Genomic DNA, 15,685 nt, shown 5'->3' on the forward strand with positions numbered 1-15,685 from the left:
CGGGTTTCATGAAAGGCGCGGCAGAAGGGGTGATTAGCGCCATTCTGGGGGAGTCCTGACGGCTCCTGCGGGGAGAGCTGATGACCCGGGCGTTCCTGCCGAAGATGTTCACCGTCCTGCTGGCCGGCACGCTGGCCGGCCTGGTGCTGGCGGTGGCGGCGCTGCCGGCCGCGCTGGTGTTCGGCATCGGGTTCTCGGCGCTCGCGGCACCGTACGCGGAGCTGCCCAACACCCTGCGGACACCGCCGACGGCCCAACGGTCCAACCTCTACGCCAACGACGGGACCACCCTGATCACCTCCTTCTACCAGGAGGACCGGGTCGACGTGCCGTTGGACGAGGTCGCCGTCGTGATGCGGCAGGCCATCATCGCCGCCGAGGACGCCCGCTTCCACGAGCACCGCGGGGTGGACCTGCGGGGCATCGTACGGGCGTTCACCGTCAACCGGCGCGACGGCGCGACCCGGCAGGGCGCGTCCACACTGACCATGCAGTACGTCCGCAACGTGTTGAGCACGGACCCCCGGCTCACCGAGGCGCAGCGAGCCGCGGCCACCGAGGTGAGCACCGCCCGCAAGATCCAGGAGATCCGGTACGCCCTGGCGTTGGAGCGGGAGCTGAGCAAGGACCAGATCCTGACCCGATACCTCAACATCGCGTACTTCGGCGCCGGTGCGTACGGCATCGCCGCCGCCAGCAAGCGGTACTTCTCCACCTCACCGGCGAAGCTCACGCTGGCCCAGGCGGCGCTGCTGGCCGGACTGGTCCGCTCCCCGCACACCGACGACCCGATCAACGGCGACGCGGACAGCGCGACCGCCCGACGCGGCTACGTGCTGGACCGGATGGTCGAGTCTGGCGTCATCGCGGCCGAGGAGGCGGCCCGCGCCGCGGCCCAACCGTTGAACCTGCGGCCCAGCGAGACTCCGAACGACTGCACCGCGGTACCCGAGGGACACAACGACTGGGGCTTCTTCTGCGACTGGTTCACCCGATGGTGGAACAGCCAGAAGGCGTTCGGCGGCACCGTCGACGAGCGGCAGCGCACCCTGCGCCGGGGCGGGTTCAGCATCGTCTCCTCCCTGGACCCGGGGGTGCAGCGGGCCACCACCGAGCAGGTGCGGCGGGTCTACCCGGCCGAACACCCGCACGCCATGCCGACCGCCGTGGTGCAGCCCGGCACCGGCCGCGTACTCGCCATGTCGGTCAACCGGGTCTACAGCGTGGCCGCCAACCCGGGTGGCCAGCAGAACCATCCCAACACCGTCAACCAGCTCGTCGCCGGTGGCGGCACCATCGTCGGCTACCAGGCCGGTTCCACGTTCAAGCTCTTCACCATGCTGGCCGCGCTGGAGGCCGGACTGCCGCTGAACACGGTCTTCGACGCGCCCCGGCGGATCGTCACCGACTTCCGGATCAGCGGCGAGCCGAGCTGCGGAGGGTACTGGTGTCCGCAGAACGCCAGCGCCTCGGTGAGCGGTCGACACGACATGTGGACCGCGTTCGGCGACTCGGTCAACACGTACTTCGCGTGGTTGACCGAGCGGGTCGGCGCCGACCGGGTGGTGGAGATGGCCGAACGGCTGGGCATCGTGTTCCGGGCCGACGACGACGCCCAGTTGGCCCGGCACGGCGCACGTGAGTGGGGGCCGTTCACCCTGGGAGTCTCCGCCACCACCCCGCTCGACCTGGCCGGCGCGTACGCGACGCTGGGCGCGGAGGGCACCTGGTGCGCGCCCACGCCGGTCGTCTCGATCACCGACGCCGCCGGTCGCCGGGTGGCTGCCGGGCAGCCGGACTGTCGGCAGGTGCTCGACGTCGACGTGGCCCGTGCGGCGACGGACGCGGCCCGCTGCCCGGTCGGCGACCAGTCCATGTACCACGCCTGCGAGGGCGGCACGGCGACCCGGTTGCGTGGTCAGCTCGGCCGGCCGGTGGCGGGCAAGACGGGCAGCTCCGAGGAGTACGCCACGGAGACCGTGGTGGCCTTCACCCCGCAGTTGGTGGTGGCGGCGATGGCGGCCAACCCCGACGAGCCGCAGGACGCGGTCGGTCGCGCGGTGCAGAGCGCCATGGTGGAGGGCGTCGGCGAGATCCTCTCCTACGCGTTGCGCGACGAGCCGGTCCGCGACTTCGTGCCACCGAGCGAGGCGACCGCCTGGCGGGTCACCGGGGAGCGCACCGGCAACTGACCGACGCCACCGCCGAACCCGTCAGTGGGCCCGCGTGGGGGTCTCGATCCGCTCGGCGTCCCGGGCGATGTTGCGGGCCATCCCGCCGAAGACCAGCGAGTGGAACGGTGCCACCGCAGCCCAGTAGACATGCCCGGCCAGGCCCCGGGGCAGGAACACCGCCCGCTGCCGGTAGCAGACCTGCCCGGTGTCGTCCTGCTGTACCCGCATCTCCAGCCAGGCCCGGCCGGGCACCCGCATCTCGGCACGTAGCCGCAGCAGCTCACCGGGGACGATCTCCTCCACCCGCCAGAAGTCCAGCGCCTCGCCGACGCGCAGTCGGTGCGGGTGCCGTCGGCCCCGCCGCAGCCCCACCCCGCCCACCAGCCGGTCCAACCAGCCGCGCACCGACCAGGCCAGCGGGAACGAGTACCAGCCGTTCTCGCCGCCGATTCCCTCGATCACCTGCCACAACGCCTCCGGCGGTGCCGCCACCGCCCGCCGCCGCAGGTCGGTGTAGGCGGTGCCGCCGCTCCAGTGCGGGTCGCTGGGCAACGGCTCGGCGGGCGCGTCCGCCCCGGCCGCGTTCGACCAGCGCGTCTCCACCTGGGCGTCGCGTACCTTGGTCAGCGCCAGCTCGACGGCCTGGTCGAATCCGGTGAGCCCGCCCGGCGGGTCCGGCAGGTACGCCGCGATGTCGTGCTCGTGCGCCACCGACTCGTGGATCAGGCTCTCCACCAGCGGTCGGGCGAGCGAGCTGGGCACCGGGGTGATCAGTCCGACCCAGTACGACGACAGCGTGGGCGTCAACGGCCGTACCGGTAGCACCACCCGACGGGAGAGTCCGGCCACCCGGGCGTAGCGCTGCATCATGTCGCCGAAGGTGAGCACGTCCGGACCGGCGATGTCGAAGGCCCGGTTGACCTCCGCCGGTAGCCCCGCACAGCCGACCAGGTAGCGCAGCACGTCGCGGACCGCGATCGGCTGGATCCGGTTGGCGACCCAGCGCGGGGTGACCATGACCGGCAGTCGTTCGGTCAGGTAGCGCAGCATCTCGAACGACGCCGACCCGGAACCGATGATCACGGCTGCGCGGAGCACCACCGTCGGCACTCCGCTGTCCAGCAGGATCCGCCCCACCTCGGTGCGGGAGCGCAGGTGCGCCGACGAGTGTTCGTCGTCGGCCGCCGGCTCCGGCCCACCGAGGTAGACGATTCGGCGTACGCCCGCCGCGTGGGCCGCCGCCGCGAACGTGGTCGCGGCCTGTCGGTCGGCGGTCTCGAAGCCGGTCTGGCCGAGCGAGTGCACCAGGTAGTACGCCACGTCGACGCCGTCGAAGACGCCGGTCAGGCTCTCCGGTCGGCTCAGGTCACCCTCGACCACCTCGACCTGCGATGCCCACGGCACGTCGCGTAGCCGACCCGCGCGCCGCGCCAGGCAGCGCACCGTGTGTCCCTCCGCCAGCAGGCGCGGCGCCAACCGCCCGCCCACGTACCCCGTCGCGCCGGTCACCAGGCATTTCACGCCTCCAGTCTGCGGTCTCATAGACTCTGGCGCTGTGGAGACCGCCGAGGGCACCTTCTGGGGGCCCGACTTCGAGCAGCTCAGCACGGCCGATCCGGAGATCGCGGAGGTGGTGCTCGGTGAGCTGGATCGGCTGCGCGGCGGTCTGCAACTGATCGCCAGCGAGAACCTCACCTCGCCGGCGGTGCTGGCCGCGTTGGGCTCCACGCTGACCAACAAGTACGCCGAGGGCTACCCGGGTCGGCGTTACTACGGTGGCTGCGCGCAGGTGGACCGGGCCGAGGAGCTCGGCATCGCCCGGGCGAAGGACCTCTTCGGCGCCGAGCACGCGAACCTCCAACCGCACTCCGGCGCGAGCGCCAACCTCGCCGCGTACGCCGCCCTGGTGCAGCCGGGCGACACCGTGCTGGCGATGGAGCTGCCGCACGGCGGGCACCTGACCCACGGCAGCCGGGTGAACTTCTCCGGCCGATGGTTCAACCCGGTCGGCTACACCGTCCGGCGGGACACCGAGCTGATCGACTACGACGAGGTACGGGACCTCGCGCTCGTCCACCGGCCTAAGATGATCATTTGTGGGGCGACGGCCTATCCCCGGCTGATCGACTTCGCCCGGTTCCGCGAGATCGCCGACGAGGTCGGCGCGTACCTGATGGTGGACGCCGCGCACTTCGTCGGGCTGGTCGCGGGGCAGGCGATCCCGTCGCCGGTGCCGTACGCCGACGTGGTCTGCGCGACCACCCACAAGGTGCTGCGCGGCCCGCGCGGCGGCATGATCCTCTGTCGGGAGTCGCTGGCCGAGCGGATCGACAAGGCGGTCTTCCCGTTCACCCAGGGCGGGCCGCTGATGCACACCGTGGCGGCCAAGGCGGTCGCGCTGCGCGAGGCGGCCCAACCGGCGTACCGGGACTACGCCGCGCAGGTGGTGGCGAACGCGCGGGCGCTCGCCGACGGGCTGGCGGCCGAGGGGATGCGGCCGGTCTCCGGTGGCACCGACACCCACCTGGCCCTGGTCGACCTGCGGGAGTTGGCGGTCACCGGCGCGCAGGCCGAGGCGCGGTGCGACGCGGCGACCATCACCTTGAACAAGAACGCGATCCCGTACGACCCGCAGCGACCGATGGTCGCCTCCGGGATCCGGGTGGGCACTCCGAGCGTCACCACGCAGGGCATGGGGGAGGCGCAGATGCGCACGGTCGCCGGACTGATCGCCCGGGCGGTGCGGACCGACCCGTCCGCCCCGGGTGGGGCCGACGAACTCGCCCGGATCGCCGCCGACGTGGCCGAGCTGGCCGTCGAGTTCCCGGCGTACCCCAGATGAGCGGGGCCCGTGCCGACGAGCCCGGCGCATCCCCGACGGCCGCGCCACCGGCGGGTCAGCCGGGTGCCATCCGGGCCCGGCTGCCGCACCTGCGGCTGCCGCTGCTCGCCTGCGCCGCGCTCGCGGTGATCGCGGTACCCGGCGCCGCCTGGCTGCGCGGCCCGACCGGGGCGGCCGGCGTGGCCGCCGGGATCGCCCTGGTGGTCGCGAGCTACGTGATCTCGGGGTTGTCGGTGGCCTGGGCGGACGCGGTCCACCCAAGACTGATCATGTCGGTGGGGCTGGTCACCTACGTCACGAAGATCGTGATCCTGGGGGTGGCGATGGCCGCCGTCGCGGCGACCGGCTGGCCCGGCCTGCCGGACATGGGCGTGGCCATCATCGCGGCCGTGGTGGTGTGGACCGGCGCCCATCTGACCTGGGCTTTGCGTACCCCGCTGCCCAGGGTGGACCCACCGTCCGGTCACTGACCGTACGGCTGGCGTTTCCCGGGCGTTTCGTCGGCCTGTTCGACTGGCCGGACAGGAGTAGGCTGAATCCGGTTTGATGCGCCGCACCCGCCGCCCGCACGCTGCTTGCAGTGTGGGGGGTGCCGCACACTCACGGGACACCCGACTGATAGTGTTCGCCTCGTCATGGCCGACAACCCTCACCGCAGAAGCCCCGACGAGAACTCGTCGGAAGGTGTCGCCGGAGCCGTCCTCGGCTACCTGCTCGCCGGCATCGTGGTGTGGGGGTTCCTCGGCTGGTTGGCGGGGGATTTCCTGGGCCTGCCGACCGGCGTCGGAATCGCCGTCGGCATGATGCTCGGCGCAGCCGGAGCGATCTACCTGATCATGAAGAGGCTCAGTGCCTGAGTGCCGGCACGCGCGGGTCTGTCGAGTGCGGAGGATGACACGGTGAGCGGACAGTTTATCGCCGCAGAGGGCCTGCCCTGGCCCCCCAAGGTCGATGACTTCTACCTGCCGGATCTCGCCGGCCCGTGGGTCACGAAGTTCACCCTGATGATCTGGCTGGCCGTCGGCCTTCTGATCATCTTCTTCATGGCGACCTACCGGAACCCGAAGCTGGTGCCGAGCAAGGGCCAGTGGTACGCGGAGTCGATCTACGGTCTGGTCCGGGACAACATCGCCCGGGAACAGATGGGCAAGGACGGCATCCGGTTCGCGCCCTACTTCACCGTGCTGTTCTGCTTCATCGTGGTGACCAACCTCTTCGGTATCACCCCCGGGTTGCAGATCTCGCCGAACTCGCACATCGCCTTCCCGATCGTGCTCGCCGCGATCTCCTACGTGATGTACCTCTACATCGGTGTTCGCAAGCAGGGCCTGGGCCGCTACCTCAAGCAGAGCCTGATCATCCCGGGCGTGCCGTGGCCGATGCACGTCCTGCTGATCCCGATCGAGTTCCTGCAGACCTTCATCGTCCGGCCGGTCACCCTGGCGGTGCGACTCTTCGCCAACATGTTCGCCGGTCACCTGATCCTGCTGGTCTTCACCGTCGGCGGCTTCGTGATGCTGGCCTCGGACAACATCTTCATCCAGGTGACGTCGGTCTTCTCGTTCCTGATGGCGATCCTGATGGCCTTCTTCGAGGTGCTCGTCGCGCTGTTGCAGGCATACGTCTTCGTCACCCTGACCGCCAACTACATCGGCACGTCGCTCGCAGACGGGCACTGATCCACAGACCTCGGCGGGCCGCCCGGCCCGACCAAGCTCCGGTACGACCGCGTACGCGTGAGAACTCACGCCTCTACTAGGAGGAATACCCGCAATGGACGTTATTGCCGCCATCGAGGGCAGCGTCAACACCATCGGCTACGGCCTCGCCGCCATCGGCCCCGGTATCGGTGTCGCCCTGGTCTTCGCGGCCTACATTCAGGCCAGCGCCCGCCAGCCGGAGTCCGCCGGTTACAACCGCACCTGGCTGGTCCTGGGCTTCGCGCTGGTCGAGGCGCTCGCCCTGTTCGGCCTGGTGCTCGCGTTCGCAGTCTGACGTAGCCCGACGCGACCCGGAGGTCTGACATGTATGTCGCCGCTGAAGGTGCAGAGCACCACCCGCTCGTGCCGATCTGGCAGGAGCTCGTCGTCGGGACGATCGCCTTCGCCCTGCTCTGCTTCGTGCTGCTGAAGTTCGTGATGCCGCGCATGGAGGCGATGTATCAGGCGCGGGTCGACGCGATCGAGGGCGGTCTCAAGCGTGCCGAGGCTGCTCAGGCCGAGGCCAACCAACTGCTGGAGCAGTACCGGGCCCAGCTCGCCGAGGTGCGTACCGAGGCGGCACGGATCCGGGACGACGCCCGTGCGGACGCCGAGTCGATCCGGACCGACATCCTGGCCAAGGCCCGGGAGGAGTCGGACCGGATCATCGCCGCCGGTCGGGAGTCGCTGGCCGTGGAACGCCAGACCATCGTGCGCGAGCTGCGCGCGGAGGTCGGCGGCCTCGCGGTCGACCTGGCCAGCCGGATCGTGGGCGAGTCGCTCGCTGACGAGGCTCGCCGTAAGGGCACCGTCGAGCGGTTCCTCACCGATCTCGAGAGCGCGGGGGCCCGCTGATGCAGGCCGCCAGCCGGGAGTCCTACGCAGCCGCGCTCGCGCGGCTGGAGGCGTACGTCGCCGGTGCCGAGCCGTCGACCGTGGCCGGCACCGGCGCGGAGCTGCTCGCCGTCGCGGACCTGCTGCGGCGGGAGGTCCGGCTGCGTCGGGCACTCTCCGACCCGGCCCGTGAGGGCGCGGACCGCACCGGCCTGCTGAACACGGTGCTCTCCGGCAAGGTCGGTGCGGACACGCTCGACCTGCTGGGGGCCCTGGTCTCCGGTCGCTGGTCCGCGCCGTCGGAACTGCTCGACGGGGCGGAGAGCCTCGGCGTGCAGACCCTGCTCGCCAGCGCCGACCGCGCCGGCGAGCTGGGCGAGGTGGAGGACGAGCTGTTCCGCTTCGGCCAGGTGGTCGCCGCGGACCCGCAGCTGTCCAACGCCCTGTCCGACCCGATGGCGCCGGTGGCGCAGCGGGCCGAGCTGGTCGGGATGCTCCTGACGGGCAAGGCTCGACCGGTGACGGTGCGGCTGACGGAGGCGGCGCTTGCCGGCTTCGGTGGGCGCTCGTTCACCGCCGCGCTGTCCCGGCTGGTGGAGTTGGCGGCGGAGCGGCGGGACCGGCAGGTCGCGTACGTGACGGTCGCCGCACCGCTCACCGAGGAAGAGGAGCGGCGACTGAGCGATCGGCTGTCCGCCATATACGGTCGACCGGTTGCTGTCAAGCTTACGGTTGACCCGTCGATCCTCGGTGGAGTGAGCGTACGGGTGGGTTCGGACCTCTACGACGGGACGATCCTGCGCCGCCTCAACGAAACCCGCAACGCGCTCGCAAAGCGCTGATCAGCACCCAGCGAAGCGCCCGGAAAGACAGTCGACCCGAGGACCGGTCGGTACTAGGTATCCCGGGCCCCTGATACTTAAGGAAGCAGAGGATGGCCGAGCTGACCATCTCGACGGAGGAGATCCGCGGCGCTCTGGAGCGCTACGTCTCCTCCTACTCGCCCGACGTCTCCCGTGAGGAGGTCGGCACCGTCGCCGACACCGGCGACGGCATCGCCCACGTCGAGGGCCTGCCCTCGACCATGACCAACGAGCTGCTGGAGTTCGAGGACGGCACGCTTGGCGTGGCGCTGAACCTCGACGTCCGGGAGATCGGTGTCGTTATCCTCGGCGACTACGCCGGTATCGAGGAGGGGCAGCGCGTCAAGCGCACCGGCCGGGTGCTCTCGGTGCCGGTGGGCGACGCCTTCCTGGGCCGCGTGGTCAACGCGCTCGGCCAGCCGATCGACGGCCTCGGTGAGATCGCCGACGAGGGCTACCGCGAGCTGGAGCTGCAGGCTCCCAACGTGATGGCCCGGCAGTCCGTCTTCGAGCCGCTGCAGACCGGCATCAAGGCCATCGACGCGATGACCCCGATCGGCCGGGGCCAGCGGCAGCTGATCATCGGCGACCGGAAGACGGGCAAGACCACCGTCGCCCTGGACGCCATCCTCAACCAGCGGGAGAACTGGGCCTCTGGCGACCCGAAGAAGCAGGTCCGCTGCATCTACGTCGCCATCGGCCAGAAGGCCTCCACCATCGCCTCCATCAAGGGGCAGCTGGAGGAGGCGGGCGCGATGGAGTACACCACCATCGTCGCCTCCCCGGCCTCGGACCCGGCCGGCTTCAAGTACCTCGCCCCCTACACCGGCTCGTCCATCGGGCAGCACTGGATGTACGGCGGCAAGCACGTTCTGATCGTCTTCGACGACCTGAGCAAGCAGGCCGAGGCGTACCGGGCCGTGTCGCTGCTGCTGCGCCGCCCGCCGGGCCGCGAGGCGTACCCGGGTGACGTCTTCTACCTGCACTCCCGGCTGCTGGAGCGCTGCGCGAAGCTCTCCGACGAGATGGGTGGCGGCTCGATGACCGGTCTGCCGATCATCGAGACGAAGGCCAACGACATCTCGGCCTTCATCCCGACCAACGTCATCTCGATCACCGACGGCCAGATCTTCCTGGAGACCGACCTGTTCAACCAGGGCGTCCGGCCGGCCATCAACGTCGGCACCTCGGTCTCCCGGGTCGGTGGTGCGGCGCAGATGAAGCCGATGAAGAAGGTCTCCGGTTCGCTGCGGCTGAACCTGGCCCAGTTCCGTGAGCTGGAGGCGTTCGCCGCCTTCGCCTCCGACCTGGACAAGGCCTCCCGCGCCCAGCTGGAGCGGGGTGCCCGTCTGGTGGAGCTGCTCAAGCAGCCGAACTACTCGCCGTACCCGGTGCAGGACGAGGTCGTCTCGGTCTGGGCCGGCACCGAGGGCAAGCTCGACGACATCCCGGTCGGCGACGTGCGGCGCTTCGAGACGCAGTTCCTTGAGCACCTGCGGCGCAAGCACAGCGCCACCCTCCAGGCGATCGCCGACAACAAGTGGGACGACGAGATCATCGCCACCCTCGACGCGGCCGTCACCGAGTTCAAGCAGGGCTTCCTCGGCCGCGAGGACGAGCGCTCGATCAACGAGGCGCCGGCGGAGCCGCTGGAGGGCGAGTCCGAGCACGAGACGGTCACCCGCTACAGCGGCGGTGCTCCGGCCGAGAAGCGATAGGGCCGGGCCATGGCGGCGCAGGTACGTGTTCTTCGTCAACGCATTCGCTCGGCGAAGGGGATGAAGAAGATCACCAAGGCGATGGAGCTCGTGGCGACGAGCCGGATCGCCAAGGCTCAGGCCCGGGTTGAGGCGTCCCTGCCGTACGCCCAGGCCATCACCGGCGTCCTCACGGCGCTGGCCTCCAACGCGCGGATCGACCACCCGATGCTGACCCCGCGCGAGCGGGTGCGGCGGGCGGGCGTGCTGCTGGTCACCGCGGACCGGGGCCTGGCCGGTGGCTACAGCTCGAACGCGATCCGTACCGCGGAATCGCTGATCGCCCGGTTGCGGGCCGACGGCAAGGAGCCGGTGCTCTACGTCGTCGGTCGCAAGGGGGTGTCGTTCTACCGCTTCCGGAACCGGCCGATCGAGGCCAGCTGGACGGGCTTCTCCGAGCAGCCGTCCTTCGCCGACGCTCGCGAGGTCGGTGAGACGCTGATCAAGGCGTTCGTCTCCGGCGCGGACGACGAGGAGGACGGTCCGGGGCCGGACGGGGTACGCGGGGTGGACGAACTGCACATCGTCTACACCGAGTTCAAGTCCCTGATGACCCAGAACCCGGTCACCCGGATCATCGGCCCGTTGCAGGTCGAGGAACGGCCCCGCTCGGAGGCGGCACCCGGTGTGCTGCCGGACTACGAGTTCGAGCCGGACCCGGAGGCGCTGCTCGACGCGCTGCTGCCGAAGTACATCAACACGCGGATCTACGCGGCGTTGCTGGAGTCGGCGGCGAGCGAGTCGGCGGCCCGTCGGCGGGCGATGAAGAGCGCCACCGACAACGCCGAAGAGATGATCGACAAGTACACGCGTGAGATGAACTCGGCCCGCCAGGCCGGGATCACCCAGGAGATCAGTGAGATCGTCGGCGGCGCGAACGCGCTGGCCGCGTCGGGAAGTGAAGTGTGATGACTGTATCCGCAGTTGCTGGTGGACCAGCTGAGACCAAGACGGCCACGGGTCGCGTGGTCCGGGTCATCGGCCCGGTCGTCGACGCCGAGTTCCCGCGCGACGCCATGCCGGACCTGTTCAACGCGCTGCACGTGGACGTGACCCTGTCCGGCGGACAGAAGACGCTGACCCTGGAGGTGGCCCAGCACCTGGGTGACAACCTGGTCCGCGCCATCTCGATGCAGCCGACCGACGGCCTGGTGCGCGGTGCCGACGTGCGGGACACCGGCTTCCCGATCCGGGTGCCGGTCGGCGACGCGGTCAAGGGCCACGTCTTCAACGCCATCGGCGAGTGCCTCAACCTCACCGAGGGCGAGACCATCCAGGCCGACGACCACTGGGGCATCCACCGCAAGGCCCCGGCCTTCGCCGACCTGGAGCCGAAGACCGAGATGCTGGAGACCGGCATCAAGGTCATCGACCTGCTCGCCCCGTACGTGAAGGGCGGCAAGATCGGCCTGTTCGGTGGCGCGGGTGTGGGCAAGACGGTGCTCATCCAGGAGATGATCACCCGGGTTGCCCGTAACTTCGGTGGTACCTCGGTCTTCGCCGGTGTGGGTGAGCGCACCCGTGAGGGTAACGACCTCATCCACGAGATGACCGACTCCGGCGTCATCGACAAGACCGCCCTGGTCTACGGCCAGATGGACGAGCCGCCGGGCACCCGGCTGCGGGTCGCGCTCTCCGCGTTGACCATGGCCGAGTACTTCCGGGACGTGAAGAAGCAGGAGGTGCTGCTCTTCATCGACAACATCTTCCGCTTCACCCAGGCCGGTTCCGAGGTCTCCACCCTGCTGGGCCGGATGCCCAGCGCGGTGGGTTACCAGCCGACCCTGGCCGACGAGATGGGCGAGCTCCAGGAGCGGATCACCTCCGTCCGTGGCCAGGCCATCACCTCGATGCAGGCGATCTACGTGCCGGCGGACGACTACACCGACCCGGCTCCGGCCACCACCTTCGCCCACCTGGACGCGACCACCAACCTGGAGCGGTCGATCTCCGACAAGGGCATCTACCCGGCGGTGGACCCGCTGGCCTCCTCGTCGCGGATCCTGGCCCCCGAGTTCGTCGGCCAGGAGCACTTCCAGGTGGCCAGCGAGGTGAAGCGGATCCTCCAGCGCTACAAGGACCTGCAGGACATCATCGCCATCCTCGGTATCGAGGAGCTCTCCGAGGAAGACAAGATCACGGTCCAGCGGGCCCGGCGGATCGAGCGCTTCCTGTCGCAGAACACCTACGCGGCGGAGCAGTTCACCGGCGTGCCGGGGTCGACGGTCCCGATCAAGGAGACCATCGAGGCCTTCCGCAAGATCAGCGAGGGGGAGTACGACCACTTCCCCGAGCAGGCGTTCTTCATGTGCGGTGGACTCGACGACCTTGAGAAGAAGGCCGCCGAGCTGATGAAGGGCTGACCCTTCACCTGCACAGACACGAAACAGAAGGCCGTCCCGGTGACCCCGGGGCGGCCTTCTGCCCATCTCGACGACGTACCATCGCCGCTGGCCGGATTCCCGTGTTCGGCGATCACGCCGAACGCGAGATACCGTCAGGTGCGATGCCAGCGGCGGCGTCGGGTCGGCATACGGCCCGGTGAGGTTTCTGGACATCGCACAGCCGCGCTCATTTCCTGATGGGCGTTGGTCGGTTAAACCATTCGGACCCGCGTGCCCGTATTCCCCCGTGGGCGCGACGAACGGAGATGCTTGTGGGTAAGGCCGGCAGGCGCGGCAAGCGTGGTGGACGGTCATCGGTGTGGCGGGGCGTGCCCCGCTGGGCACAGGTGTGCACCATCTTCGGAGTCATCCTGATGGTGCTCAGCGGGACGAGCCTGGTGGGCGCGGAGGCGCTGATGGCGCGCTACGAGGGCGCGATCGGCAAGGCCGATCTCTTCGGCGACCAGGCGGCCGGTGCCAGTGCGCGGAAGAGCGACATCAAGGGACCGCTCAACATCCTGCTCGTCGGCATCGACCCCCGAGACGACGACACCCTGCCGCTCTCCGACGCGATCATGGTCCTGCACGTGCCGAAGGAGATGGACCGCGCGTACCTCTTCTCCCTTCCGCGCGACCTCTATGTGGATATCCCGCAGTTCCCCAAGGCCGAGTTCGGTGGCGCCACCACCAAGCTCAACGCCGCGATGTCGTTCGGTAGCCGGGTGCCGGGCGGCAAGCCGGATCCGGCCCGTGGGTTCGAGCTGCTCGCGATCACCGTGCAGCAGGTCACCGGCATCAAGCGGTTCGACGCCGGCGCGATCATCAACTTCAACGGCTTCAAGAAGATCGTCGACGCCATGGGCGGCGTCACGATGAACATCGAGCGCGAGGTCCGCTCCGAGCACCGCGAGCCGAACGGCAAGCACCGCAAGGGGAACCCCAACGGCGACGGCTACATCGGGCCACAGGCCGTCTACCCGAAGGGCAAGCAGCACCTCAGCGGTTGGCAGGCGCTGGACTACGTCCGCCAGCGGTACCCGGAGAACGGCGTCCCCGACGGCGACTACGGTCGGCAGCGGCACCAGCAGCAGTTCGTCAAGGCGATGGCGGCGCAGGCGCTGAGCGCCGACGTGGTGACCAACCCGGTGAAGTTGGACAAGGTGCTCCGAGCGGCCGGAGAGTCGTTGATCTTCAGCGGCCGGGGGCACAGCGTGATCGACTTCGGCCTGGCCCTCAAGGACATCCGCCCCGGCAACATCCAGATGATCAAGTTGCCGGGTGGTGCCGTGATGGAGGGCGGCAAGTACCGCGGCGAGCGGTTCGCGCCCGAGGTCGATGACTTCTTCGTCGCCCTGGAGCGGGAACTGCTCGATCCGTTCCTCCTCGAACACCCGAAGCTGGTGAACCGGAGCTGACCATGGCGCAGGTCTTGGCACCCGCCTGAAGAACAGGTCAGGGGCGCGACTAGAATTTTCCCAATCCGCCGCCTCAGCAAGGAGACAGCGTGGCAGAGCAGCTAAACGTCCAGCTCGTGGCCGTCGAGGAGAAGGTCTGGTCGGGCAAGGCCGATATGGTCATGGCCCGGACGACCGAAGGTGAGCTGGGTGTGCTGCCGGGGCACGCGCCCATGCTCGGTCAGCTCGCCGAGCCCGGCCAGGTACGCATCAAGCTTGCCGGGGGTGAGCAGCTCACCTACGACGTGGCGGGCGGTTTCCTCTCGGTCAGCGACCGGGGCGTGACCGTGCTGGCCGAGGAGGCCACTCCCGCCGCCGCAGCTACGGGTAACTGAGCCGACCCGCCGATGGAGATCGTCGAAGGGGTCGGAATCGGCGTCGCCGTGATCCTCGGCGCGATCCTGTTTCTCTTCATCCGGCGGGCTCTGGTCACCCGAAGCGGTGGCATCATCCGGCTCAGTGTCCGGACCACCACCATGCTCGACGGCCGTGGCTGGTCGCCCGGTTTCGGCCGTTTCGTCGGCGACGAGCTTCGCTGGTACCGGATGTTCAGTTTCGCCGTACGCCCCAAGCGGGTGCTCTCCCGCAAAGGGCTGACCGTCGAGCGACGGCGGCTGCCCGAAGGGCAGGAACGAATGTCCATGCCCGCCGACTGGATCATTCTTCGCTGTACCAGTCGGCACGCCCCGGTCGAGATCGCCATGGCGCGCTCCACCGTCACCGGGTTCCTCTCCTGGCTCGAGGCCGCCCCTCCGGGGGCGGCCTCGCCGCCTGTTGCCTCCCAGGACTGGCCGGCTGCCTGACCGTGTGTGCGCTTTAGGGGTGTGGGCGCGCTCTTGGGTGTGGGCTGCGGTCTTTCCGAACGTGCGCTCGTGGGTGTGGCCCGCCGTGCCCGGCTTCGGGCGGTCAGGCTTGATCCCTGCGTCGGGCACGGCGGGCCGCGCCTCGGTTGTTGTGCGTGGGTTCGGCATCGGTGTGCCGGGTGTGCGGTTTCGGCCGAGTGCGGCTGGGTGTCCGGGGTTTGTGGATTGTGGTGTGGTGGTGTGGTCGTGGTGGGCGGTGTCGGTCCGGGTGTCCGGTTGGCGCTGTGCGGAGCGGGTGCGGTGGTTGGCTGGGGGTGGAATGGGGGGCGGGTCGGGGGCGTTGTAGACGGGTGAACGGCCGACGACCGCGCCCGTGCCGTCGGGAATGACGGCGGAGTGGTGGTCGTTGCATATCCCTGAACGGCCGAGGACGACGGCCCGCCATGGTGGGTGTGTGCTGTCGGGAATGATGGCGGTCGGTCGTTGTACATGGTTCCGGCGGCGTGAAGCGGCGATACACGCCCCGCGTGTCGGGTCGAGATCGAGAAGGTCTCCCTTTTTCTTTCCCCCTCTTCTTTTGGGTGCCTGTTGTGGTGCTTGCTGCGTGTGCCTGTCCCCCTTGGGTGTGCGCGTGACCCCCGATTGGAGCTTTGTCATGAACTCGATGCTGCGTAAGAGCGTGCTGGGTATTGCTGGTCTGGCTGTCTCCGGTGGTCTGGTCGCCGGTCCGGTGGCCGCGTTCGCTGACGCCGCCCCGGTGGCGTCCGCTCCTGTCGCTGCGGTGCAGGCTGAGAAGGCGGACACCGGCAAGCTGTTGCCGCATGGTGCTCCGGCGGGTCAGTCGCATGTCGACCTGAACGATGAGCAGGTGGGG

Annotated in this window: 15 protein-coding genes and 1 pseudogene; 15 read left to right on the forward strand and 1 reads right to left on the reverse strand. The window is 69.5% G+C overall.

All coding sequences use genetic code 11. The features are described from left to right. Positions 1–80 precede the first annotated feature (80 nt). Positions 81–2,192, forward strand: a complete 2,112-nt coding sequence (locus FF096_RS03395; protein WP_155214746.1) for a transglycosylase domain-containing protein — start codon at positions 81–83, stop codon at positions 2,190–2,192. Between the two features lie 21 nt (positions 2,193–2,213). Here FF096_RS03395 and FF096_RS03400 read toward each other — a convergent pair whose 3' ends face one another. Further along, positions 2,214–3,695 (reverse strand): SDR family oxidoreductase, encoded by a 1,482-nt coding sequence (locus FF096_RS03400; RefSeq protein ID WP_309222573.1) that lies wholly within the window; start codon positions 3,693–3,695, stop codon positions 2,214–2,216. Positions 3,696–3,729: 34 nt separating this feature from the next. Between FF096_RS03400 and glyA the strand changes: the two genes are divergently transcribed. The 14 genes and pseudogenes from glyA to FF096_RS03470 form a co-directional block, all read left to right on the forward strand. Beyond that, positions 3,730–5,016 carry a serine hydroxymethyltransferase gene (gene glyA / locus FF096_RS03405; protein WP_309222574.1) on the forward strand — a complete coding sequence of 429 codons (1,287 nt, stop codon included), beginning with the start codon at positions 3,730–3,732 and terminating at the stop codon, positions 5,014–5,016. Continuing rightward, positions 5,013–5,486: a hypothetical protein gene (locus tag FF096_RS03410; RefSeq protein ID WP_155214748.1), complete on the forward strand. Its 474-nt coding sequence runs from the start codon at positions 5,013–5,015 to the stop codon at positions 5,484–5,486. The genes glyA and FF096_RS03410 overlap by 4 nt, the downstream gene beginning before the upstream one ends. A gap of 165 nt (positions 5,487–5,651) precedes the next feature. Continuing rightward, positions 5,652–5,873, forward strand: coding sequence for a hypothetical protein (locus tag FF096_RS03415; RefSeq protein WP_155214749.1), 222 nt, complete (start codon positions 5,652–5,654; stop codon positions 5,871–5,873). Beyond that, positions 5,874–6,695 (forward strand): F0F1 ATP synthase subunit A, encoded by an 822-nt coding sequence (gene atpB, locus FF096_RS03420; protein WP_309222575.1) that lies wholly within the window; start codon positions 5,874–5,876, stop codon positions 6,693–6,695. 94 nt (positions 6,696–6,789) lie between these two features. Beyond that, positions 6,790–7,011 (forward strand): ATP synthase F0 subunit C, encoded by a 222-nt coding sequence (gene atpE / locus FF096_RS03425; RefSeq protein ID WP_013735640.1) that lies wholly within the window; start codon positions 6,790–6,792, stop codon positions 7,009–7,011. 29 nt (positions 7,012–7,040) lie between these two features. Further along, positions 7,041–7,571, forward strand: coding sequence for a F0F1 ATP synthase subunit B (locus FF096_RS03430; protein ID WP_155214750.1), 531 nt, complete (start codon positions 7,041–7,043; stop codon positions 7,569–7,571). After that, positions 7,571–8,392 (forward strand): F0F1 ATP synthase subunit delta, encoded by an 822-nt coding sequence (locus FF096_RS03435; RefSeq protein WP_155214751.1) that lies wholly within the window; start codon positions 7,571–7,573, stop codon positions 8,390–8,392. The genes FF096_RS03430 and FF096_RS03435 overlap by 1 nt, the downstream gene beginning before the upstream one ends. Before the next feature lie 92 nt (positions 8,393–8,484). Beyond that, positions 8,485–10,131, forward strand: a complete 1,647-nt coding sequence (gene atpA, locus FF096_RS03440) for a F0F1 ATP synthase subunit alpha (RefSeq protein ID WP_155214752.1) — start codon at positions 8,485–8,487, stop codon at positions 10,129–10,131. A gap of 9 nt (positions 10,132–10,140) precedes the next feature. After that, entirely contained in the window at positions 10,141–11,079 is a 939-nt protein-coding gene (locus FF096_RS03445) for a F0F1 ATP synthase subunit gamma (RefSeq protein WP_155214753.1), read from the forward strand. After that, positions 11,079–12,533, forward strand: coding sequence for a F0F1 ATP synthase subunit beta (gene atpD / locus FF096_RS03450; protein ID WP_155214754.1), 1,455 nt, complete (start codon positions 11,079–11,081; stop codon positions 12,531–12,533). Before FF096_RS03445 ends, atpD begins: the two co-directional genes overlap by 1 nt. Positions 12,534–12,820: 287 nt before the next feature. After that, complete coding sequence (locus FF096_RS03455) at positions 12,821–13,969, forward strand: LCP family protein (protein ID WP_155214755.1); 1,149 nt, start codon at positions 12,821–12,823, stop codon at positions 13,967–13,969. 89 nt (positions 13,970–14,058) lie between these two features. Next, positions 14,059–14,343: a F0F1 ATP synthase subunit epsilon gene (locus FF096_RS03460; RefSeq protein WP_309222576.1), complete on the forward strand. Its 285-nt coding sequence runs from the start codon at positions 14,059–14,061 to the stop codon at positions 14,341–14,343. 12 nt (positions 14,344–14,355) lie between these two features. Next, positions 14,356–14,811 (forward strand): DUF2550 domain-containing protein, encoded by a 456-nt coding sequence (locus tag FF096_RS03465; protein ID WP_155214756.1) that lies wholly within the window; start codon positions 14,356–14,358, stop codon positions 14,809–14,811. 655 nt (positions 14,812–15,466) lie between these two features. Further along, positions 15,467–15,685 (forward strand): annotated as a pseudogene (locus tag FF096_RS03470) (hypothetical protein); the annotation flags it as partial.

It is taken from the genome of Micromonospora sp. CP22 (assembly GCF_009712475.1).
In the GTDB taxonomy this organism is placed as follows: domain Bacteria; phylum Actinomycetota; class Actinomycetes; order Mycobacteriales; family Micromonosporaceae; genus Micromonospora.

What these genes read in the sequence shown, in the direction of transcription:
- atpA (WP_155214752.1), top strand. Translation starts at nt 8,485, where the DNA reads ATGGCCGAGCTGACCATCTCGACGGAGGAGATCCGCGGCGCTCTGGAG.
- FF096_RS03410 (WP_155214748.1), top strand. Translation starts at nt 5,013, where the DNA reads ATGAGCGGGGCCCGTGCCGACGAGCCCGGCGCATCCCCGACGGCCGCG.
- FF096_RS03455 (WP_155214755.1), top strand. Translation starts at nt 12,821, where the DNA reads ATGCTTGTGGGTAAGGCCGGCAGGCGCGGCAAGCGTGGTGGACGGTCA.
- FF096_RS03395 (WP_155214746.1), top strand. Translation starts at nt 81, where the DNA reads ATGACCCGGGCGTTCCTGCCGAAGATGTTCACCGTCCTGCTGGCCGGC.
- FF096_RS03435 (WP_155214751.1), top strand. Translation starts at nt 7,571, where the DNA reads ATGCAGGCCGCCAGCCGGGAGTCCTACGCAGCCGCGCTCGCGCGGCTG.
- FF096_RS03430 (WP_155214750.1), top strand. Translation starts at nt 7,041, where the DNA reads ATGTATGTCGCCGCTGAAGGTGCAGAGCACCACCCGCTCGTGCCGATC.
- atpD (WP_155214754.1), top strand. Translation starts at nt 11,079, where the DNA reads ATGACTGTATCCGCAGTTGCTGGTGGACCAGCTGAGACCAAGACGGCC.
- FF096_RS03465 (WP_155214756.1), top strand. Translation starts at nt 14,356, where the DNA reads ATGGAGATCGTCGAAGGGGTCGGAATCGGCGTCGCCGTGATCCTCGGC.
- FF096_RS03445 (WP_155214753.1), top strand. Translation starts at nt 10,141, where the DNA reads ATGGCGGCGCAGGTACGTGTTCTTCGTCAACGCATTCGCTCGGCGAAG.
- FF096_RS03415 (WP_155214749.1), top strand. Translation starts at nt 5,652, where the DNA reads ATGGCCGACAACCCTCACCGCAGAAGCCCCGACGAGAACTCGTCGGAA.
- atpE (WP_013735640.1), top strand. Translation starts at nt 6,790, where the DNA reads ATGGACGTTATTGCCGCCATCGAGGGCAGCGTCAACACCATCGGCTAC.